The 17,293-nt window shown below is 37.5% G+C and carries 25 protein-coding genes and 1 pseudogene; 19 read left to right on the forward strand and 7 right to left on the reverse strand.

The window, feature by feature from the left end; genetic code table 11:
- Positions 1-50 precede the first annotated feature (50 nt).
- The 4 genes from D9K81_RS16900 to D9K81_RS16915 are packed head-to-tail and all read right to left on the reverse strand — an operon-like array spanning position 51 to position 2,020.
- On the reverse strand, positions 51-740 hold the full coding sequence (locus tag D9K81_RS16900) for an ERF family protein (RefSeq protein ID WP_120376041.1): 690 nt from the start codon (positions 738-740) through the stop codon (positions 51-53).
- A gap of 19 nt (positions 741-759) precedes the next feature.
- Positions 760-1,338, reverse strand: a complete 579-nt coding sequence (locus D9K81_RS16905; RefSeq protein ID WP_120376042.1) for a hypothetical protein — start codon at positions 1,336-1,338, stop codon at positions 760-762.
- Positions 1,338-1,592 (reverse strand): hypothetical protein, encoded by a 255-nt coding sequence (locus D9K81_RS16910; protein WP_120376043.1) that lies wholly within the window; start codon positions 1,590-1,592, stop codon positions 1,338-1,340. Before D9K81_RS16910 ends, D9K81_RS16905 begins: the two co-directional genes overlap by 1 nt.
- Positions 1,592-2,020 carry a hypothetical protein gene (locus tag D9K81_RS16915; RefSeq protein ID WP_120376044.1) on the reverse strand — a complete coding sequence of 143 codons (429 nt, stop codon included), beginning with the start codon at positions 2,018-2,020 and terminating at the stop codon, positions 1,592-1,594. The genes D9K81_RS16910 and D9K81_RS16915 overlap by 1 nt, the downstream gene beginning before the upstream one ends.
- A gap of 253 nt (positions 2,021-2,273) precedes the next feature.
- Here D9K81_RS16915 and D9K81_RS16920 point away from each other — a divergent pair, with 253 nt between their 5' ends.
- Positions 2,274-3,953 (forward strand): DUF4041 domain-containing protein, encoded by a 1,680-nt coding sequence (locus D9K81_RS16920; protein WP_120376045.1) that lies wholly within the window; start codon positions 2,274-2,276, stop codon positions 3,951-3,953.
- Positions 3,954-4,057: 104 nt separating this feature from the next.
- Here D9K81_RS16920 and D9K81_RS16925 read toward each other — a convergent pair whose 3' ends face one another.
- Genes D9K81_RS16925 through D9K81_RS16935 form a run of 3 tightly spaced genes read right to left on the reverse strand, consistent with a single transcriptional unit; the run spans position 4,058 to position 6,529 of the window.
- Positions 4,058-4,924, reverse strand: coding sequence for a DUF3037 domain-containing protein (locus D9K81_RS16925; RefSeq protein ID WP_120376046.1), 867 nt, complete (start codon positions 4,922-4,924; stop codon positions 4,058-4,060).
- Between the two features lies 1 nt (position 4,925).
- Positions 4,926-5,819: a hypothetical protein gene (locus tag D9K81_RS16930; protein ID WP_120376047.1), complete on the reverse strand. Its 894-nt coding sequence runs from the start codon at positions 5,817-5,819 to the stop codon at positions 4,926-4,928.
- A 47-nt stretch (positions 5,820-5,866) separates the two neighbouring features.
- Positions 5,867-6,529, reverse strand: coding sequence for a LexA family protein (locus D9K81_RS16935; protein ID WP_117007050.1), 663 nt, complete (start codon positions 6,527-6,529; stop codon positions 5,867-5,869).
- Between the two features lie 133 nt (positions 6,530-6,662).
- Between D9K81_RS16935 and D9K81_RS16940 the strand changes: the two genes are divergently transcribed.
- The 18 genes and pseudogenes from D9K81_RS16940 to D9K81_RS17025 all read left to right on the forward strand — a co-directional run.
- Positions 6,663-6,917: a hypothetical protein gene (locus D9K81_RS16940; RefSeq protein ID WP_120376048.1), complete on the forward strand. Its 255-nt coding sequence runs from the start codon at positions 6,663-6,665 to the stop codon at positions 6,915-6,917.
- Between the two features lie 21 nt (positions 6,918-6,938).
- Complete coding sequence (locus tag D9K81_RS16945) at positions 6,939-7,385, forward strand: phage regulatory CII family protein (RefSeq protein WP_121523831.1); 447 nt, start codon at positions 6,939-6,941, stop codon at positions 7,383-7,385.
- Positions 7,386-7,439: 54 nt separating this feature from the next.
- Positions 7,440-7,700, forward strand: a complete 261-nt coding sequence (locus D9K81_RS16950) for a type 1 glutamine amidotransferase family protein (RefSeq protein ID WP_120376050.1) — start codon at positions 7,440-7,442, stop codon at positions 7,698-7,700.
- Positions 7,697-8,005 (forward strand): hypothetical protein, encoded by a 309-nt coding sequence (locus D9K81_RS16955; RefSeq protein ID WP_120376051.1) that lies wholly within the window; start codon positions 7,697-7,699, stop codon positions 8,003-8,005. Before D9K81_RS16950 ends, D9K81_RS16955 begins: the two co-directional genes overlap by 4 nt.
- Positions 8,002-8,817, forward strand: coding sequence for a hypothetical protein (locus D9K81_RS16960; protein WP_120376052.1), 816 nt, complete (start codon positions 8,002-8,004; stop codon positions 8,815-8,817). Before D9K81_RS16955 ends, D9K81_RS16960 begins: the two co-directional genes overlap by 4 nt.
- Positions 8,814-9,554 carry an ATP-binding protein gene (locus tag D9K81_RS16965; protein ID WP_407923643.1) on the forward strand — a complete coding sequence of 247 codons (741 nt, stop codon included), beginning with the start codon at positions 8,814-8,816 and terminating at the stop codon, positions 9,552-9,554. The genes D9K81_RS16960 and D9K81_RS16965 overlap by 4 nt, the downstream gene beginning before the upstream one ends.
- A complete protein-coding gene (locus tag D9K81_RS16970; RefSeq protein ID WP_120376053.1) occupies positions 9,551-9,838 on the forward strand; it encodes a helix-turn-helix domain-containing protein in 288 nt (95 codons plus the stop codon). The genes D9K81_RS16965 and D9K81_RS16970 overlap by 4 nt, the downstream gene beginning before the upstream one ends.
- Complete coding sequence (locus D9K81_RS16975) at positions 9,835-10,239, forward strand: DUF1064 domain-containing protein (RefSeq protein WP_120376054.1); 405 nt, start codon at positions 9,835-9,837, stop codon at positions 10,237-10,239. The genes D9K81_RS16970 and D9K81_RS16975 overlap by 4 nt, the downstream gene beginning before the upstream one ends.
- A gap of 10 nt (positions 10,240-10,249) precedes the next feature.
- Positions 10,250-10,738, forward strand: coding sequence for a hypothetical protein (locus D9K81_RS16980; protein ID WP_120376055.1), 489 nt, complete (start codon positions 10,250-10,252; stop codon positions 10,736-10,738).
- Positions 10,739-10,932: 194 nt separating this feature from the next.
- A complete protein-coding gene (locus D9K81_RS16985; protein WP_120376056.1) occupies positions 10,933-11,187 on the forward strand; it encodes a helix-turn-helix domain-containing protein in 255 nt (84 codons plus the stop codon).
- Between the two features lie 91 nt (positions 11,188-11,278).
- Positions 11,279-12,145, forward strand: a complete 867-nt coding sequence (locus D9K81_RS16990) for an ORF6N domain-containing protein (RefSeq protein ID WP_120376057.1) — start codon at positions 11,279-11,281, stop codon at positions 12,143-12,145.
- A 42-nt stretch (positions 12,146-12,187) separates the two neighbouring features.
- Complete coding sequence (locus D9K81_RS16995; protein WP_120376058.1) at positions 12,188-12,835, forward strand: DUF6988 family protein; 648 nt, start codon at positions 12,188-12,190, stop codon at positions 12,833-12,835.
- Positions 12,836-13,054: 219 nt separating this feature from the next.
- The gene (locus D9K81_RS17000) at positions 13,055-14,470 is read left to right on the forward strand and encodes an AAA family ATPase (protein WP_120376059.1); all 1,416 of its coding nucleotides are present in this window, start codon (positions 13,055-13,057) and stop codon (positions 14,468-14,470) included.
- Between the two features lies 1 nt (position 14,471).
- Positions 14,472-15,029, forward strand: a complete 558-nt coding sequence (locus D9K81_RS17005; protein WP_120376060.1) for a hypothetical protein — start codon at positions 14,472-14,474, stop codon at positions 15,027-15,029.
- A 290-nt stretch (positions 15,030-15,319) separates the two neighbouring features.
- Entirely contained in the window at positions 15,320-15,679 is a 360-nt protein-coding gene (locus D9K81_RS17010; protein WP_120376061.1) for a hypothetical protein, read from the forward strand.
- Between the two features lie 53 nt (positions 15,680-15,732).
- On the forward strand, positions 15,733-16,353 hold the full coding sequence (locus D9K81_RS17015) for a putative metallopeptidase (RefSeq protein ID WP_120376062.1): 621 nt from the start codon (positions 15,733-15,735) through the stop codon (positions 16,351-16,353).
- 48 nt (positions 16,354-16,401) lie between these two features.
- Positions 16,402-16,869, forward strand: coding sequence for a DUF2280 domain-containing protein (locus D9K81_RS17020; RefSeq protein WP_120376064.1), 468 nt, complete (start codon positions 16,402-16,404; stop codon positions 16,867-16,869).
- A pseudogene (locus tag D9K81_RS17025) lies at positions 16,859-17,293 on the forward strand (phage terminase large subunit); the annotation flags it as partial. The gene D9K81_RS17020 and the pseudogene D9K81_RS17025, both read left to right, overlap by 11 nt.

A 17,293-nucleotide genomic window follows, 5' to 3' on the forward strand; every position in this document is an offset into this window, starting at 1 on the left:
TTCAAAGGCTTCGGTGCCTGAAAGAATAGGGTTCATTTATTATTCTCCAATTAGTGGCGTACGTTGTTAGTCTGCTGGTTGTTATGTTGTGGTGGCTGAGCAGGTGACCAACCCATTTGGTCGGCACGGGCACGGCACGCCTGATTGATTTGACTGTTGAATTTAGTGTTTTTAAAGGTATGAATAGCCTTGTCTAAAGTCTCAGGTTTTTTAGCATTACGTATAGAGACCAAAGCATCCTGATAGCGCTGGTCTAATGGTTTCTGTTGTGAATTACTATTTTGCTGTTGAGCTGGTGCAGATTGGCATTGCTGTCCTTGATTAGACTGACCGCGGTTAGCCTGCTGATTAACTTGGTTGTGATATTCATCTGAATCATAGTCTTTGGTGTCGTCAATTAAGAACATGCCATTCAGTGCATATTTGCGAGCATAAGAGCTGGATGTGCCAAAGGTCTGCGCAACATCCATACCTTTCTTATCAATTTCCACACCAGCGTGCGCCGTAACAGTGGTTTCTTTGCCGTCAGCATCGGTAAACACGACTTTTGCTGTAACCACAACTACAGGGCCAACTTGTTGAACTTCGTCTGTAATAACCAAAGTTGAGTTGGTTGCCTGTAGCAAAGGCTTAACAGCTTCAAGAATGTCTTCGCAACTGCGGAAGTAGTATTTACCAAACTTGTTGTATTTGCTTTTTGGCGCTTTTAATTCAAGCTGGATTTGTTGTAATGCGTTCATGTTATTTCTCCTAGCTTAATTATTTAAAAGTTGTGCCAAAGGCATCGGTATTGTTCTTTTTAAGCTTGTACTGCTCACATTCATGGCGTGAGTTCCAGCGGTTTAAGTTATGGCGCTGTGCTACGCGATCAGATCGACGTCGTGCATTCAGACACGCCTTAAATACGCGCTGAAATTCTGGATGACTGACTTCGCTTTCAGTGACAGCACGTAAGGTACCGTTGTCATTTACCAGTAAATGGCTAAAAGAAAACATTGGTGCATAAGTGCTGGCATAACTGTCTAAGCCACTGGTTGGATCTGTTGTTACACGTGCTGTGTACTGAACACCATTTACTTCAATCACATACCCACGACGGCTTTTGAATGCAAAGCGAGCTTTAAACTTCTCTTTTTTGCCTAGAACTTCATCTACATTGCGACGGATCCAAGGCTTCGCAGTTAGGATGCTTTCATCTACTTGTGTCAGTTGGCCATTTTCAGACGTATAAATGACATTATTTTTTACGCTGTACACGGTATTACCCATGAGAATGCGGTGGAAGCCTGCATCATCAAGGCCGAAATCTTCACGGAAAGGTTTGGTATAAGCATTCATTAGACAGCCTCCACTTTCGTAATATTTATAAAAACAGGCCCTGTACGGAAAGTTTGGCAAGTCATTGTTCCATCGAGTCCTTTTCTTTCGGAACTTGAAAGGTTGTACCATTTTGCTATGTCCCAATCGCCTTTCATTAACCCTATAGGCATGTTTCTTGCCATTGATCCGTAGCTGTAGCCATTTTTTTCACACCATTTGCATGCTTCGTGGTAGGCCTCAAACTCACCTGTTTGATTAAAAATAATTTCCATTAGACAGCCTCCAACATTTTGTTTTGAAGCATGTGTGCAACCAACATGGCATTGATGGTCAAGTGGTCATTGAAGTCTGTAAAGTCTGAGATTGGGTAACCAGATCTGTCCGTAACGTTATCTATACGCAGGTTTGTGATATCGGCATTGGTAAATTCACTACCCGGTACGCCGTATGAGTCATCTACACGGTCAAAGTCAAAGCTAACGTCTAGGGTGAAACCATCTAAACGAATGACGGCGGTGCCTGAATTGATAGAAGTGAAGTGCATAGCTGCAACTGCATTTTGAGCAGGTTCGATTTGCTTTGATGCTTGAGTTGCAAAACCAAAGTCTGGTTGATATGCGTATGCTAAAACACCAATTGTTACGCTGGCAGTAAGCGCCGTAACAGCAAAGGTATTGAAAGGGGTTAAGGTTTTGTTCATACTTATCTCGCAGTTTGCAAAGCACATCGGAGGTAGAAGGTCGGTGTGCTTTTTTGTTGTCTGTGAGATAAATATTACCTAAAAGGTAATTTATTGCAAGACAAAATTATCTTTATTTATCTTTTTGGTTGATTTGATTTGTAGAGGATAAAAGAATATTTTTAAAAAACCAAATAAAAAATATCCTCTAATTGGTTGAAAATAGGGGGATAATATCTGAAAATTGGTTAAATTTTGAATAATAGATATATCTATGGAATTTTTTCTATTCTTGCTATTAATAGCTTTAGGTGGTGTTGTTTATTTCTTTTACACAAAAAATAAGGAGTTAAAATTTAATGAAGTTGACCTAAAAGATAAGAATAAAAAATTATCTATAAAGATTAGTAAACTTGAAGCTCAAGCTAGCAGTGATTACAGACAAATTAGCGGGTTATTGAATCAACAAGAGATACTAGGGAATCGTTTAAGTGAATTAGAAAAATATCAAGGTATTGTTGATGTTGTTGCACATATAGCCTCTGAAAAAGAAAAATGTGCAAATGATATAAGTGATGCAAAACTTAAATGGCAGCAAGAATATGAATCCAATTTAAAATCACATGAAGCTTACAAAAGAGCTATTGTGGCTGAAGCAGAAGCTTTTAAGCGCCAAATTAAAGAAAAAATTAAAAATGTAGAATTATTCTTAGATGAGCATTCCCAAAGAACTCTATTTAACACGGAGCAGCAAGCTAAAAATATACTTGGTGATTATTACGATTTAGCTCAAAAAACTATGGAGTTGAATAAAACCTGTAACGCCCTTGAAAATAAAATACAGGGCTACAGTGATGAATACTTATTACCGAATCAGGCGATTTTAGAAGATTTGATTGATGGGTATGAGCATCTTGATGCGGCACAGAGATTAAAGACGATAAAACTGGAAATCAAAACCGCAATTAAGCAATGTGTTGTTGCTGAGTGTGACTACGTCGAAGAGAATAGAAAATCAACAGCTATAGCCTTTATTACAAATGCCTTTAATAGTAAGGCGGATGTACATGTATCACGCTTAAGACATGACAATGTTGGTAAACTGATCGAAGCTTTAAAAGATGATTATTTACTTCTAAATAATTATGGACAGGCATTTAGGAACGCCAGAATCAATCCTTCATATCTTGCATTAAGGATTGAAGAACTAAAGTGGGCTGCATTAGTCCTTGAGTTTAAAGAAAGGGAGCGTGAAGAGCAGAGGGAGATTCGTGAGCAAATTCGTGAGGAGGAAAAGGCTAGAAAAGAATATGAACGAGCAATAAAAGATGCCGAAAAAGAAGAACAATTGCTTAAGAAAGCTTATGAAAAAGCAAAAAAAGAGTTTGATTTAGCTTCTGATGACGAGAAGGCTAAATTTGACTTTAAAATGCAAGAGTTAATGGAGAAACTCAAAAATGCTGAGGATAAAAACCAGCGAGCATTATCAATGGCTCAACAAACAAGAGCCGGGCATGTATATGTAATTTCAAATATCGGGTCTTTTGGTGAAGAGGTTTTAAAGCTTGGAATGACCAGACGTCTTGAGCCTTTAGACCGTATTAGAGAATTAGGTGATGCTTCAGTTCCATTTACATTTGATGTGCATGCAATGATTTATAGTGAAGATGCGCCTTCGCTTGAGAAAAAATTGCATCATCATTTTAATCATGAACGTGTTAATAAAGTTAATTACAAGAAGGAGTTTTTCAAAACTTCTTTAACGAGTGTTAAGAGCTATTTAGATGAGTTAGGTATTCAGGCTAAATTCACCTTAAAAGCCGAAGCTATGCAATATAGAGAGTCTTTAAAAATTGAACTCATGCCAGATGATGAACAACGAGAAATGGAGGACACTATTGAAGAAATGGAGTTTAAGCAGAAAAATTATGTATTGGCTGAGGATGAAGATTAAAATTAAAAGAGGCCATGTAATCATGGCCTTTGGTTTTTAATTCATAAGAGATAAAAGAAAGCCCACCGTTGGGGTGGGTAGCTAAATCTTATTGGAATATAACTTTATGCAACTAAACTATCCCATTCATAGACCTCTTTGGCCAAATTTGTAAGATCTGTAGCGCTATACAACTTAATTCCTTGAGGTTGTAATGTTCTATCGAGCTTATCGATTACCTCATCAATTTGATCGATTCTTGATTGTTTCAGGTTTTTTAAGTTTTCTTCAGATGGTTTAAGTAAAAATAAAGAAGGTTCTCTTTTTAATTCATCAGAAGCTGTTCGTAGATCATTAATAGCTTGTAAATAGTCTGTTTTGATTCTTGATGGATCTGCAAACACAACGCTAGCCCAATTACCAATTGTTTTATTATGTCTAGGGCGCAATGGAACATGAATATTTTGTTTATTTATCTGTATGAATCTTGAAGGTGGTATAATACCTTCGAAATTTACTCCATTATGATCCTGACGTTTTAACTCATCTATCAAATTGTTACTTAGTTGTTGCAAATTGAACGAGTGAAAACCACTAAAACTTCGCTTTTTAATGTCTCTAGGTTTGCCTAATGGAACAGCAATATCAAATAAATGATCTATAAGTTTGCTTCCACTTTTTCCTCTAATAAATCCACGATTATCGAAAACTAATTGTTTTGACACATCCAAACAGCCTTCGTATACCAGCATTTCAGCAAATTTTGTTATGCGTTGTGCGTGGAATTTCATATCTTCATTAAACATACATACGAAACGATCAAAGCTATCATGATCAATAGTTCTTACAAAGATTTCATCTTCAGTTTTTAAGACCACCCCTAGATTAAAACATTCTTTAGTAGTTAAGTCTGGTGTCCACTGTATTGTCATCCATTCCCCTGAAATTGCAGGATTGGAGTTTTCTTTTGAAAGGCGTTCAAGTAAAGACATATCAAGCCACCAGTCCCAATCTATTAGCAAACACGGTTGTCGACTGAATAGAACGATAATGTAAAAAATCTTTTAAATATTCAATATATTTTGGTTGATCCTTTGTTGGAATATTTGAAACTTCCAATAAGTTTTGCCACCAAGTTGTAAGTGTCTCTTGCACCGAAATAAAAGCATCTTTGTGCTTATTTGCAGCATCAACTGCAAGATGCTTTGTAGTGAATTTAGTTTGTGTTTTTATAGTGGGTTGATCATCTAAAATATTCAATAGTTTATTATTAAAAGCTAAAGTTTTATCTAGAGCAGCTAAGTCAGAAAACCAATTAATACTTCCTAGTATTTCACCGTGATCAATTATCCCCATATTTCCATCGCCAATCATGACAACATTACCAATATTACGATCATCATTTGCTATAAAATCATCAAAGGCAATAATATTTGGCAGATTTTTTTGATTACAAACTAAGGAGTAAGCTTGAATTAATTTAGCAATAGTATTTTCCGGATCAGTTTGAAGAAGATCTTCAAAATTATTTAAATGGAAAACACCTTTAACACTTTGCCCACATTCTGTTGTAACCCATGCCCACACAATTCCATCGATATTAGGATCAACTACATCAGAAAAATCCTTATAAAAAAGTTTGCTAAGTGGGATGAGAGCTGCATTATCAGGCTGTAATATTCCCAGTGCTTTTGCAAGAGTAAATCCTGTAAGCTCATTACATAGTTTTCTTATGCGGTCTTGATCTGGGTAGACTTTTATATAGCATTTTTTGATTGATCCATCGTCCCATTCAATGCTTGCAAGTCTAGTAACACCTGAAGTACCGCCTGTAATTATTTCATGAGAAGCTAGATAAGAATTTTCTGTTAAAACGTTTATAGCCATATTCACCCCCTAAGAAACTTATTAATATTCTAATTATTACTTACTTTTCAAACATCCCGATACAATCCAACAACCTTACCCACCAACTTACAACCATCTTCTAAAGCAATTGCTTTCTCAGACCATTCAGGGTTTAACGGTTGCAAATACATATTGTCTGTTTCTACGATCAGCTTTTTAAACGTTGCTGCTTTATCGCCCTCACAAGAAACAATAACAAGATCCCCAGTTTTTAAATCACTGACCTGAAAGTCAGGATTTACATAAATTTTGTCGCTAGGACGGAAGTCGGGGAGCATGGATTCGCCAACCACCTCTAAGCCATAGCCATTTTTTCCGCATTTAGGGTTTGGTGGTAACCATTCGTCAAACTGTGTACCCGCGGGCACAGATTCGACAGTAGTCCATGCTCCAGCTTGAACCCAAGAGATAACGGGTACGAATTTCCCACTTAATGGAATTGGATCTGACACATTCTTTTCAATAGTTTGTGTGCCTTCTTGTGGAATATCCAACCAGCCATGAGGTTTATCAAAAGCTTCTTCAATTTCACGCGCTACTTTATTACCAATACCTTTAATTGGATTGGTGCCTGCAAATTGACTGGTCTGAGATTGTCCCTTACCAATTTTGTCAGCAAAACTGGATACACCGCCAACTTGATCAACAAGTAAGCGAGTGTTTTGGTATCTAATTGATTTGCTGTCCATATTTTTCCTAAATCTGTTGTGACATGTCACATCTGTCAATTGTAGTTTTATCACCAAAAAGGTAAACAAGAAAAAAGGTTGTATTTGCATTACCTAAAAGGTAATATTTGGATTGATACGAGAGGATCAATCTATGAATTTTCGAGACTTCATTCTTAAGCAAAGCCCAGCAGACTTAGAACAATATGCAAAAGATGCAGGAACTACAGTCGGTTATATAAAGTCACACTTGTTGTACGGATACAAAGAACCACGTCGGAATTTACGTAAAGCTTTAGCAGAAGCCAGTAAAGGTGAAGTTTCTGAAACTGAGATTCATCAACATTTTGGATTATTTCCTGTTCAAAATCTTAATAACCAAAATGGTAATAACCCAGCCTTCCAATAACCACGTTCAAAAGGAACTGCCATGAACATATTGGATGCTGCTTACAACACTGTTCACGACTACCAAGGTGGAGCGAATGCACTCGCACCACGCATGGGCATCAAAAGCCCAGCGGTACTGAACAGCAAAGTAAATCCCAATACGGAAACACACCACATTAACTTGCTAGAAGCTTCAAAGCTTATGGAGCTGACAGGGGATTACCGCATTTTGCAACGCCTAAACGCACATCACGGAAAAGTGGCCATTAACTTGCCAAGTATCCCTGAATGTAGAGACACGGCACTTACGGATCTAGTTTTGAATTTTGGAATGGGCGGTGGAGACATCTACGCGCTATTCAAAGAAATGATGGCAGATGGCCGTATTACACGTGGGGAAGCCATAGATATGTCGCGGGTGATTCATTCACTACACGAAATATTGGCAGAGCTGGAAATGCAGATAAACAAATGCGTAGAGCAATAAAAAAGCCTGATCTCGTACATCAGGCTTCTAATTCAAAACTTGAGGGAATTGAATATGAAACAGAATTTAGCACATAACTGCGAAAAGTGCACCTGTACACATACTGAATATATGGCTGGGGATGTTGTGGTGTTTATAGATCCCAATAAACCAAATGACCTAATGACCGTACACAAAGTCGTTGCTGATGGCGTATTTTTGGGCGGAAACGACAACTTTGCACTTACGCATTTGATTCGAAACGCATCTGTAGCCGAAGTGTTGGCCAAACGCAGATTTACTCAAACTGAACACGCTTTAGCGGAGGTTTCATGATGACCAATAAAGCCATTCAGCAAAAGCCTGAACACAAGCAGATGCAGTGGACGCAATCATGGTATGAGCCTGCGCTACGGTCACTAGATACATTTCTAGAAGTCAGAAAAGCAAATCTGCGCAAGATCAACCGCGATGAGAAAAACGCAGCGATTACACGAAATGAGTTTATTGAGGCATTAGTCAATGAACACCGAATCTCTGTGTATCAAGCGAGTGAAATCGTTTCCAGCTTACATCGAGCCAATAAAATTTTAATGCATGGCAGTTTTATTTATGAAATGCCAAAAGGGGACGCTCAATGAGCCATATTTTGTCACTACGTGGCACAGGGCAACCAATCGCTTACTTCCCCAAGTTAGGCAAATATATCGGCTGTGTGAAGGCTGGAATCTTTCTTGGCCAAATGGTTTTTTGGGCAGATAAAACAGATAACCCACTGGGCGTTTATAAAACTTCTGAGCAGATTGAAGAAGAAACAGGCTTGTCTTATCGCGAGCAAATGAGTGCTAGAAAAAAACTCGTAGCCTTGGGTTTAATCTCTGAAACATACAAACGACTTGATCATCGGATGTACTTTAAATTTAACGAAGAACGCTTTGATCAGTGGCTTACAAGCATGATTTTGGCGAATTCACAAAACGTCATTTCCCCAACTGACGAAAGCGCAGTTCGGGAGCAAACAAAAGCGCAGTTCGTTCCTACAGAGAATACAACAGATATATACACACACAATAACGCGCACGCTGAAAATCAAAATTCAGATGCATGGAAACCAAATCTTGAACAGCTGACCACAGCTTTGAAAACCACAAAATATTCTCAACGTGTCTCTGAAATTCTAGGCATGGAAGATTTTGAATTTCATCTGGGGAACTTCAACGCTCACCACGAAAACAATCACCAAATCACGGATAACCAAAAACTCCGTAAATTCGCACAGTGGATTTTTCAAGAATTTGAAAGACACTTAGCCAAGGCTGAACGCGAAGCAAAAAAATCAAATACCCGTATCTCTGAAAAACCAAACTCTCGCAATGTGAACGATGCATGGAATTCAATTCCTGAAGCAACAGGTGCGCCAATGCAGGTTGATATACCGGAGGATTTCGAGTGAACGCCATGATCTCAATGAATTTCCCAGCTGTTCACGCTTTCTGTGTTGAACACAACGTTCAGATGGTGCAAGCAGGCCCAAACCAGATTTGCCCTGAATGCGCTAAAAACAACGTGAACCAAAATAATCTTGAGCACCAAAAGCATGTAGATCAGATGGTACGTGAACTGCATTTTGGTGGTGCCATGATTCCAGTACGTCACAAAGACTCAGGCTTTAGAAATTACAACGTAACGCATGCTGGCCAATCCAATGCATTGAACACATGCGTGGCTTTCGCAAGAACAATGATCGCTGGCCAAAAGCGCAATTTGATCATGTCTGGCAAAACAGGGACAGGGAAAACGCACCTCAGCTGTGCTACAGCAAAAACACTGCTAGGTAAGGGAATTTCTGTTCGCTACATCACGTCTGAAGACATGGCCAATGAAATTGCTAATGCATGGACCAAGCATGATGACAGCGAGAGAAGCGCCGTATATCGCTTTACTGAATACGACTTGTTGATTCTGGATGAATACGGTTTGCATGATCGCCATGAAAATCGCTTACAGCTGGTACACAAGGTTTTGTACTCGCGTTACGACATAGGTAAGGCAACCATGATCGTTTCCAATATGACACTGACAGATCTGCAGAAAGATTTGGGTGATCGTCTTTGGTCACGCTTTCAGCACGATGGTCTATCGGTGATTGAATGCAATTGGGCGGATCAGCGAGTAGGAGGTGGTTTATGAGTACTGAAACCCAAACACTCAATGACCGCATACTCAAAATTCAGACTAAACAATCTCAATCTGCAGATCAATTTGAATTAAGGCTTGGGCTTCTACGTTATATCGCGCATCTGAATAGATCCGTGAGTATCTCTGAAATTCAAGAAGCCGAAATTGATAAAAGCCCTCAAATAATTCGCGGTTATTTAGCGGACTTAATTCAACTGGGATATGTGCAAAAAGACTCGGTATGGACTTATAGCGCGACTGAAAAAGCAAAACAGTTATTTGGGGTGAAGCCTTGACCAGTATCTCACTCGCTGAATATCACGATCGGTACGCGCCCAAGGCTAAATCAAAGTCAGGGCCTTCTAAATACAAGGCACAGCGCATTGAAAAGGATGGAATGAAGTTTGATAGCGTCAAAGAGTACAAACGCTATATCGAACTTACAGCGAGGATGCAAAGAGGTGAAATCTCAGAATTACAGTGTCAGGTTAAATTTGAGTTAGCACCTAAGGTAAAGATTGCAGGTGAAAAGAGAGCTAAGCCAGCATTGAGGTATTTTGCAGATTTCACATACATCGAAAATGGAGTGCAGGTTGTTGAAGATGTGAAGTCAGCAGTCACGCGAAAACTAGCAAGTTATCGTAATAAAAAGCACTTAATGAAAACAGTACACGATATCGATATTAGAGAAGTTTGAGGGACAAGGGATGAATGCAACAGTAACAATTATGCAAACGGTTGATTGGGGTCGTTTTGATTTAGAGGGGTGGCTTTATCAGTTTGGATCTTGGATGAACTCTGTATCTGGTACTTGTGGCAAAACGATAAATCCTATTGCTGTGGCTATGGATAGTGCTGTGAAAGCTCAAAAATATAAGAAGCTGAGTAAAGACAGACAGCAACAGATTATTACGGATTATTTAACGGGTGATTTTGAGCCAACTAAACTCAAGCGAACGAAGATCACTTGCCAGATTGATGACAATGAAGCGCGTGCCGTACAGCGTTTAATTTTAGATATGCAAGGGCAGTCTGATGTATTGGATGGTTGGTTAGATGCGATTGTGAGCAGGTATTTTTATGGCGCTTCTTGGGCGGAGATGGTAACGGAAGAAAGAAGTCAGATGGATTCAAGAATGGATGTGAAGTGTGGGTTGGCGGCATTGCATGTGCGGTATGGGTTTATTGGGTTTTAGCTTAAACCCACCAAATGAATGCTTAAACGTTTTAATTATCTATGACTAAAACATTTAAGAAACGTTAGCTTAAAACTCGGTCTAATGTTTCTTAAACGTTTTTATTATATGTACAAAAGAATAGATAATTGATCTAATACTTTTAAATACTGTAAGTCACGGGTGACTTTATCCCCGTTTAAATAGAGATAATTATGTCAGAATTGAATGACAATCATCGTATGACACCTGAGCAACTAGAAAGTATTGGCAAGGCTTTATATGGTTCAGGCTATAAGATTCAACTTGCGGAGTTTTTAGGTGTGGATCGGCGCCGTATAAACCATTGGTTAGATGGTGATCGTCCTATTCCTGCAGGAATAACTAGCGAATTATTAGAAAATGCCAAAGGTAGGGAAATTGAAGTTGCCGAAGCTGTAAAGCGATTAGAAAAAATTTTAGATAAGTAAATATTGCTTTTGTGCCCAAAATGAGCACATAATCCTAGCTAGATAAAGACAGAGCAGTAGGGCGCTGTCATGTACCACTAGGTGGCTTGTTATGAACATTGTTGCAAATATCAACGATACAGAAATTTCTATTGTTAATTTTAAATCTATCCCAGTTGTCACTACAGCAATGCTTGCTGATTTCTATGCAACTGATGTAAACAACATTCAGCAAAATTACTCACGAAATAAAATTCGATTTGTTGAAGGGAAGCATTTTATAAAAATTTCTGGACAAGATTTAAAAGAATTTGTGACCGTCTTCAAGTCAGTCGCAACTTCTAGTAAAGTTAGGTCATTAATCCTTTGGACGGAACGTGGCGCAGCCCGCCACGCTAAAATGTTGGATACAGATCAAGCATGGGAAGTTTTTGAACAGTTAGAGGATTGTTACTTCCGTAATAATGTCAGTCAGCCAGATACATTAACTGATATTAATAATCGAATTCCTTTGGCGAATGCTGTCGGAATGTTGGTGGGGAAGTCCAGCTTCAACACAAAAGAAATCTACGACATGCTGAACCAGCGTTTTGCGGTAAATCATGTTAATCAGATTCCATTGCAGTTATTGCCAAATGCTGTGGAATATATACACAACTTAATGACTTTAACTGCGCGTAGTAATGAATTTCACCGACAAGATCAGTGTGAAGTACAGCAACTGGTAGAAGCGATCATTAAACAAAATTTTAAAATGATGAACGTGTGGAATGCACTTCGGTTTTTAAACCATTCTGATTTTTTCACTTATTCAGGATTGATTGTCCGCTCTAATCAGCTTGCACAGAAACTAAGTAAACGATACAACTTGAAAGGGGAAAACGGCGAGCCATTAGTTAGCCAAAATTTCAGACAGGTTTCTTTTTCTAATGGTGAAACTTTAGATATAAATCCAAATTGGTTTAATGCGCCAGGGTGATTATTTTGGCCGCAGTTAGCGGCCAGCTTTTAGGGGGGAGAAATGGTAATAAATGAGCATGTAATTTCTGGATTACTTAAATCATCACATTATTTAGAAGGGCAGTTTATTTTTCCCATTACTTCCACGCCTTTATATGATGACTCACCAAAGTTTAAAGCAGCAGATTCATTAGGATTAATTTCAATTGAGCATGCGGCAAGCCTAAGATTTTTAATAGCGCACGCAAAGTGCAATACGTCTGCTTTTGCATTGTTTAGGCTACAATATGAGGCATTAGTGAAGGCTTATTGGTCATTATATGTTGCTAATGGTGAACAGCTGGATTTAATCGTTGGTGAATTGAGTAATGAAAGGGCTGAAAGGAATAACAAGGAATTGCCTTCTATTTCTAAAATGCTTATTGAACTTAAAAATACAAATTCACCAGCACAACAAGCGGTTGAAATGTTAATTCAATTTAAAGACATTTCGTGGAAAGCATTAAATTCCTTTGTTCATTCGGGTGTGCATGCGGTTTATAGGAGTACTCATGGTTACCCCGATGAGCTTGTATTTACGATCATTCGACAATCAAACAATTTGATGCATCTGGCTGCATATATGCTGGCTGTTATCACGGGTGATCAGAGAGTTATTGAGAATGTAAAACAGACTGCTAGAAATTTTAAAGACTGTTTTCAGGAGTAATATTGACCCTGTACAAAGGATATGGCATATTTCAGCTATAGTGGATGTACATATGGAAATTCACTTATCTCTATCAACTCCAATGTAAAATCTAATTGGAGTTTTATTTTGAATAAATATAGCAATTAAAAATTAATCATCAAAATCTAGAGTAATGTTATTGGAATTCTTTTGTGGTAGCATCACCTATATGTAAATGGGTGTTTTTTGAAAAAAATTATGAAATTTCAAGTTGAAGTTAAAAATTTTGGGAAAATTAAGGATGCGCGTGTAGATTTAGCACCTTTTACAGTAATTTCAGGAACCAACTCTTCAGGTAAAAGTTTTTTATCGAAAGCTTTGTATACTTTTTTCAGTACTATCAACAAAGATTATGTGACAACTGAAGTTAAAAAATTATTCAACTCAATTTATAGCTTATCGCATTATGGCTTTCATGTTACAAGAGAGCCGAGTAGTCGTATTAGAGAAATATATGTAGCGTTGGAAGAACAACTTCAAGCTCTTGATGAATCAATCAATTCTAATTTTGGTAGAGCTACTTTTTTAGAGCAGCATGCTAATAATCTTAATATTGCGAGTAAAGTTGATCTAATAGAAGACACTATTCAAGATTTACAGCAAGAGTTAAAAAATAAAAAGAAATATTCAGAATATTTGGAGCGTGTTACTTTATCCTTAAAACAAATTAAGACTCTTAAGGAGGCTGTAAAGAGCCCCGCAAAGATTTTATCAAGAAAACTTGATGAAGAGTTTAAAAATAACCTGAAAGAAAACTTTCAAGTTTTGTCTCTTGTAGATTTAATTTCTAATGAATCAAAAGATAAGTTAATTGAATTTAATATTGAAGGCTTGGGTGAAATTACAATCGATAAAGAGGCAATTGACTTTAATTTAAAAACCGATGCAATTTCTGAGTTTCAATCTTTGCATAATGTGGTTTTTGTTGAGTCGCCAATTTACTGGAAGCTCCGCAAACCATTAATGGAAATACAAAGAAGAGCAAGAGGAAATTCATTATTTGCCTTTAAACAGCATCAGTCTGAATTAACTGGCGTTCCTAAATTTTTTTATGACCTCATGGAATTGCTTAGTTTGGATATTAAAGCAGATGATGAGGCTTCAAACTTTTCCAATCTAATCCATGACAAGATAAATGAAACATTATCAGGAGAACTAATTATCTCCGATACAGGCGAGATTTATTTTAAGGACAAAGGTTGTTCTAAAAATATTAATTTAAACCTAACTGCGACTGGTGTTACCAATTTAGGAATAATTGGTTTGTTAGTCAAAAAAAATATTATTGCAAAGGGTAGTTACGTTTTTATTGATGAGCCTGAAGTCAACTTGCATCCAGCTTGGCAAAAAGTCATGATAGAAAGTCTTTATGATTTAAGCACTAATGGTATAAATGTAGTAATAGCTACGCATAGTATTGATATGATTAAGTATATTGAAAATATTATGCAAGATCTTAGTGATGATCAGATTAATAAACATTTTGCTATAAATAGATTGTCAAATGATGGTGTTTCTATTTCTGAAAATTTAACCCCAAAAGAAGCACTTTTAAAAATTAAAGATGATTTAGGCGAATCTTTCTACAATATGGTTCTAGAGTCTGGGTGGTAATATGCGCTGTATTAGCACTTTTTTAGAAGATATTGATCACGAAATGCCTAGATTCAGCGAAATCAATATTGATCGTAAGGCTTTTAAAATTGATGGAAATCATGGTATTAAAGTTCATTGCGAAAAGAGAGAATTAAAGTCGGTAGATTATTTTGATAATCATCCGCAAAAAGGGTTTTTATATTTAGAGTTTAGTGATCTGATTGCAAATGATGAGTACATTGCAAATAAAATTAAGACAATCGAAATGGCTCAGCTTCCAGTAAAGTTAACTAAAGAACTTAGGAAAAACTTTTATAATACAATTCACAGAGAGTTGGTCCAAAAGATAAAAGACACTTTGCACTTAAAAACTCTAATGGATGATTATATTGTAAATATTCCTGATTATTTTAATAGTCTTGGAAAGTTTGTAATTGTAATAGCACCTATAGAAGTAGGTAAAAGAGCTGATGTAGGTCGATGCATGGATCGATGGAAAACTGCCATAATGACAAGCATGCCTAAAGGCATGTTTAGTGAGGTTGTATTTGTACCTCTTGATGTTTTTTGTGCCTAACTACAAATAAGTTTTTCATAAGCCGAATCTTAGCTTTTAAATATTTATTGGAAATAACCAACTTTCTTAAAATCTAAATATATGATGCTATAGAACAAACCACCTTAGGGTGGTTTTTTAATGGGTTAAATTTATGCATGCTGATAACTATTTTTGGAAAACAAAAAACGTCCACCTAAAAAGAAACCACGCACAAAACCTTTACCCAAAGCTAAACAAGTTTTTTCGCGATTTTAGTTTTATTCTGAACAGTGTTAGATTTTATATAAGCGAAAATTTTGGATACCCTAATGCCATCTCTGAAAATATCTAAAAGAGGCAAAGCACTAAATCCTATTGCTAATAAGATTTTAATTACTAATTCATGTGTGATTGAAATAGATTTAGATCAGCCTGAGATTGTTACAGAAAAAAGATCATTCTGCATCGTTACTATTGCTGAACACTACGTAGAAAATATTCATAAATATGGATGTCTAGAGGATTTTATTAAAATTTTCTCAGGTACAAATGTTTTTGTCGAGATACTTACTAGCGAAGGAAAGACTCTAGGCATTGAAGTGACAACATATTTTAAAAATCAGCTGAAGCTTGCTATCAAAGGCTTGATTGTTTTGAATAGTGTTAGAGATGACACATTTGTGGAATAGGTTTCTCTGAAATTATAACCCGCTTATGCGGGTTTTTTTATTAGGAAAAAATCATGAAAAGACCGTACCCGCCAGAGTCGATAATTGGCATTGCAGACTCAATGTTTGTTCCAGCACCTGAGATATGGGACTGGATCCAAACAACCTTTCTATCGACTGAAAGTAAACTTTTTAATCCAGATCATACCCATTTAAGAACATTTAAACACAGTGATATCGCCGTGATGTGGGCAAATGGCGGTTTTAAAAAGCAAGGTCGAATTGTCGTTGGCCAAGCAGAAAAAATAATGATTAATGCTTCTGGTTGGAAGAAAGAACGCCAAGAAGTACAGCTAATAGATTGGTTTGGAACTGTACCTGAATACCTCATCACCTTAGATGCTTGTTTTTGTTCTGAATGTGACGATACAAGTTTTTGTGCATTGGTGGAGCATGAGCTTTACCACATAGCTCATAAGCGAGATAGATTTGGTTTCCTATCCTATAACCGAGAGACTGGAAAGCCTAATTTAGAAATTAAAGGCCATGATGTTGAAGAGTTTACGGGTGTTGTCCGCCGTTATGGTGCAAATGAGGATGTTCTGAAAATGGTTGAGGCAGAAAATCAAAGACCACAAATAGCTAAGGCCGATATCCATCATGCGTGTGGAACTTGTTATTTAAGAGTGGTTTAAATATTTTTTTGCCATTTTACTTAGATGTACTTAGATGGAATGGTGGAAATGGCACGTATTACTAAAAAGGTGAAGCTGTTCATCGTTAGGATGCTTGCTGAGTTTGAAACACCAACCCAAGCAGCTAAAACAGTAAAAGAAATATTCAATTTAGATGTCTCGCCCCAGCAGTGTGAATCCTATGATCCAACGAAAAGAATCGGTCAGGATTTAAGCCAAGAGCTTCGAGATAAATTCTTTGAGTATCGCCGTATAGCTAATGAAGAGCTTGAAGCTATTCCAATCGCGAATAAGCGCTACCGCTTGCAATTATTGCAAGGCTTAGTTGATGAGCACCCCAATAACCCTGTTTTTACTCCTAAGTGGATCGAACAGGCTGCTAAGGAAATGGGTGGACAGTTTACGAATCGCCAAGAGATCACTGGTGTGGGCGGTAAGCCAATCGAGACTGTAAATTCCAATGTTTCTACGGAGAGCTACCTTGCCGCAAGGGAGCGGGTAATTGATGAATACTGATCCAGCACGTGAGCTTGCGATTCAGATTGAAGCTCAGCAAGACCTGTACTTCTTTTCACGCTATATGTTCAAAGAGCGTCGCAAGTATAAGTGGATGCACAACTGGCACCATCGCGTGGTTTGTGATGCGTTAATGAAAGTATTTCGTGGCGAGACAAAGCGCCTAATCATTAACATTCCGCCACGCTACTCTAAAACTGAGCTGGCCGTGATTAATTTCATGGCGTGGTGCTTTGGTAAAGTGCCTGATTGTGAGTTTATTCATATCAGCTACTCAGCTACATTGGCGGCCAACAATGCATTCCAGACGCGAAACCTAGTTCAAGAAACTGCCTTTAAGCATGTATTCCCTGATTTTAAATTAAGGGATGATAGTAAGGCTAAAGATGATTGGCGCACTCAAGTTGGCGGTGTCTGTTATGCA

It is taken from the genome of Acinetobacter chengduensis, assembly GCF_003664645.1.
Taxonomy (GTDB): Bacteria; Pseudomonadota; Gammaproteobacteria; order Pseudomonadales; family Moraxellaceae; genus Acinetobacter; species Acinetobacter chengduensis.

Coding starts and splice junctions, on each gene's coding strand:
- D9K81_RS16900 (WP_120376041.1), bottom strand. CDS start 740: ATGAACGCATTACAACAAATCCAGCTTGAATTAAAAGCGCCAAAAAGC.
- D9K81_RS16905 (WP_120376042.1), bottom strand. CDS start 1,338: ATGAATGCTTATACCAAACCTTTCCGTGAAGATTTCGGCCTTGATGAT.
- D9K81_RS16910 (WP_120376043.1), bottom strand. CDS start 1,592: ATGGAAATTATTTTTAATCAAACAGGTGAGTTTGAGGCCTACCACGAA.
- D9K81_RS16915 (WP_120376044.1), bottom strand. CDS start 2,020: ATGAACAAAACCTTAACCCCTTTCAATACCTTTGCTGTTACGGCGCTT.
- D9K81_RS16920 (WP_120376045.1), top strand. CDS start 2,274: ATGGAATTTTTTCTATTCTTGCTATTAATAGCTTTAGGTGGTGTTGTT.
- D9K81_RS16925 (WP_120376046.1), bottom strand. CDS start 4,924: ATGTCTTTACTTGAACGCCTTTCAAAAGAAAACTCCAATCCTGCAATT.
- D9K81_RS16930 (WP_120376047.1), bottom strand. CDS start 5,819: ATGGCTATAAACGTTTTAACAGAAAATTCTTATCTAGCTTCTCATGAA.
- D9K81_RS16935 (WP_117007050.1), bottom strand. CDS start 6,529: ATGGACAGCAAATCAATTAGATACCAAAACACTCGCTTACTTGTTGAT.
- D9K81_RS16940 (WP_120376048.1), top strand. CDS start 6,663: ATGAATTTTCGAGACTTCATTCTTAAGCAAAGCCCAGCAGACTTAGAA.
- D9K81_RS16945 (WP_121523831.1), top strand. CDS start 6,939: ATGAACATATTGGATGCTGCTTACAACACTGTTCACGACTACCAAGGT.
- D9K81_RS16950 (WP_120376050.1), top strand. CDS start 7,440: ATGAAACAGAATTTAGCACATAACTGCGAAAAGTGCACCTGTACACAT.
- D9K81_RS16955 (WP_120376051.1), top strand. CDS start 7,697: ATGATGACCAATAAAGCCATTCAGCAAAAGCCTGAACACAAGCAGATG.
- D9K81_RS16960 (WP_120376052.1), top strand. CDS start 8,002: ATGAGCCATATTTTGTCACTACGTGGCACAGGGCAACCAATCGCTTAC.
- D9K81_RS16970 (WP_120376053.1), top strand. CDS start 9,551: ATGAGTACTGAAACCCAAACACTCAATGACCGCATACTCAAAATTCAG.
- D9K81_RS16980 (WP_120376055.1), top strand. CDS start 10,250: ATGAATGCAACAGTAACAATTATGCAAACGGTTGATTGGGGTCGTTTT.
- D9K81_RS16985 (WP_120376056.1), top strand. CDS start 10,933: ATGTCAGAATTGAATGACAATCATCGTATGACACCTGAGCAACTAGAA.
- D9K81_RS16990 (WP_120376057.1), top strand. CDS start 11,279: ATGAACATTGTTGCAAATATCAACGATACAGAAATTTCTATTGTTAAT.
- D9K81_RS16995 (WP_120376058.1), top strand. CDS start 12,188: ATGGTAATAAATGAGCATGTAATTTCTGGATTACTTAAATCATCACAT.
- D9K81_RS17000 (WP_120376059.1), top strand. CDS start 13,055: ATGAAATTTCAAGTTGAAGTTAAAAATTTTGGGAAAATTAAGGATGCG.
- D9K81_RS17005 (WP_120376060.1), top strand. CDS start 14,472: ATGCGCTGTATTAGCACTTTTTTAGAAGATATTGATCACGAAATGCCT.
- D9K81_RS17010 (WP_120376061.1), top strand. CDS start 15,320: ATGCCATCTCTGAAAATATCTAAAAGAGGCAAAGCACTAAATCCTATT.
- D9K81_RS17015 (WP_120376062.1), top strand. CDS start 15,733: ATGAAAAGACCGTACCCGCCAGAGTCGATAATTGGCATTGCAGACTCA.
- D9K81_RS17020 (WP_120376064.1), top strand. CDS start 16,402: ATGGCACGTATTACTAAAAAGGTGAAGCTGTTCATCGTTAGGATGCTT.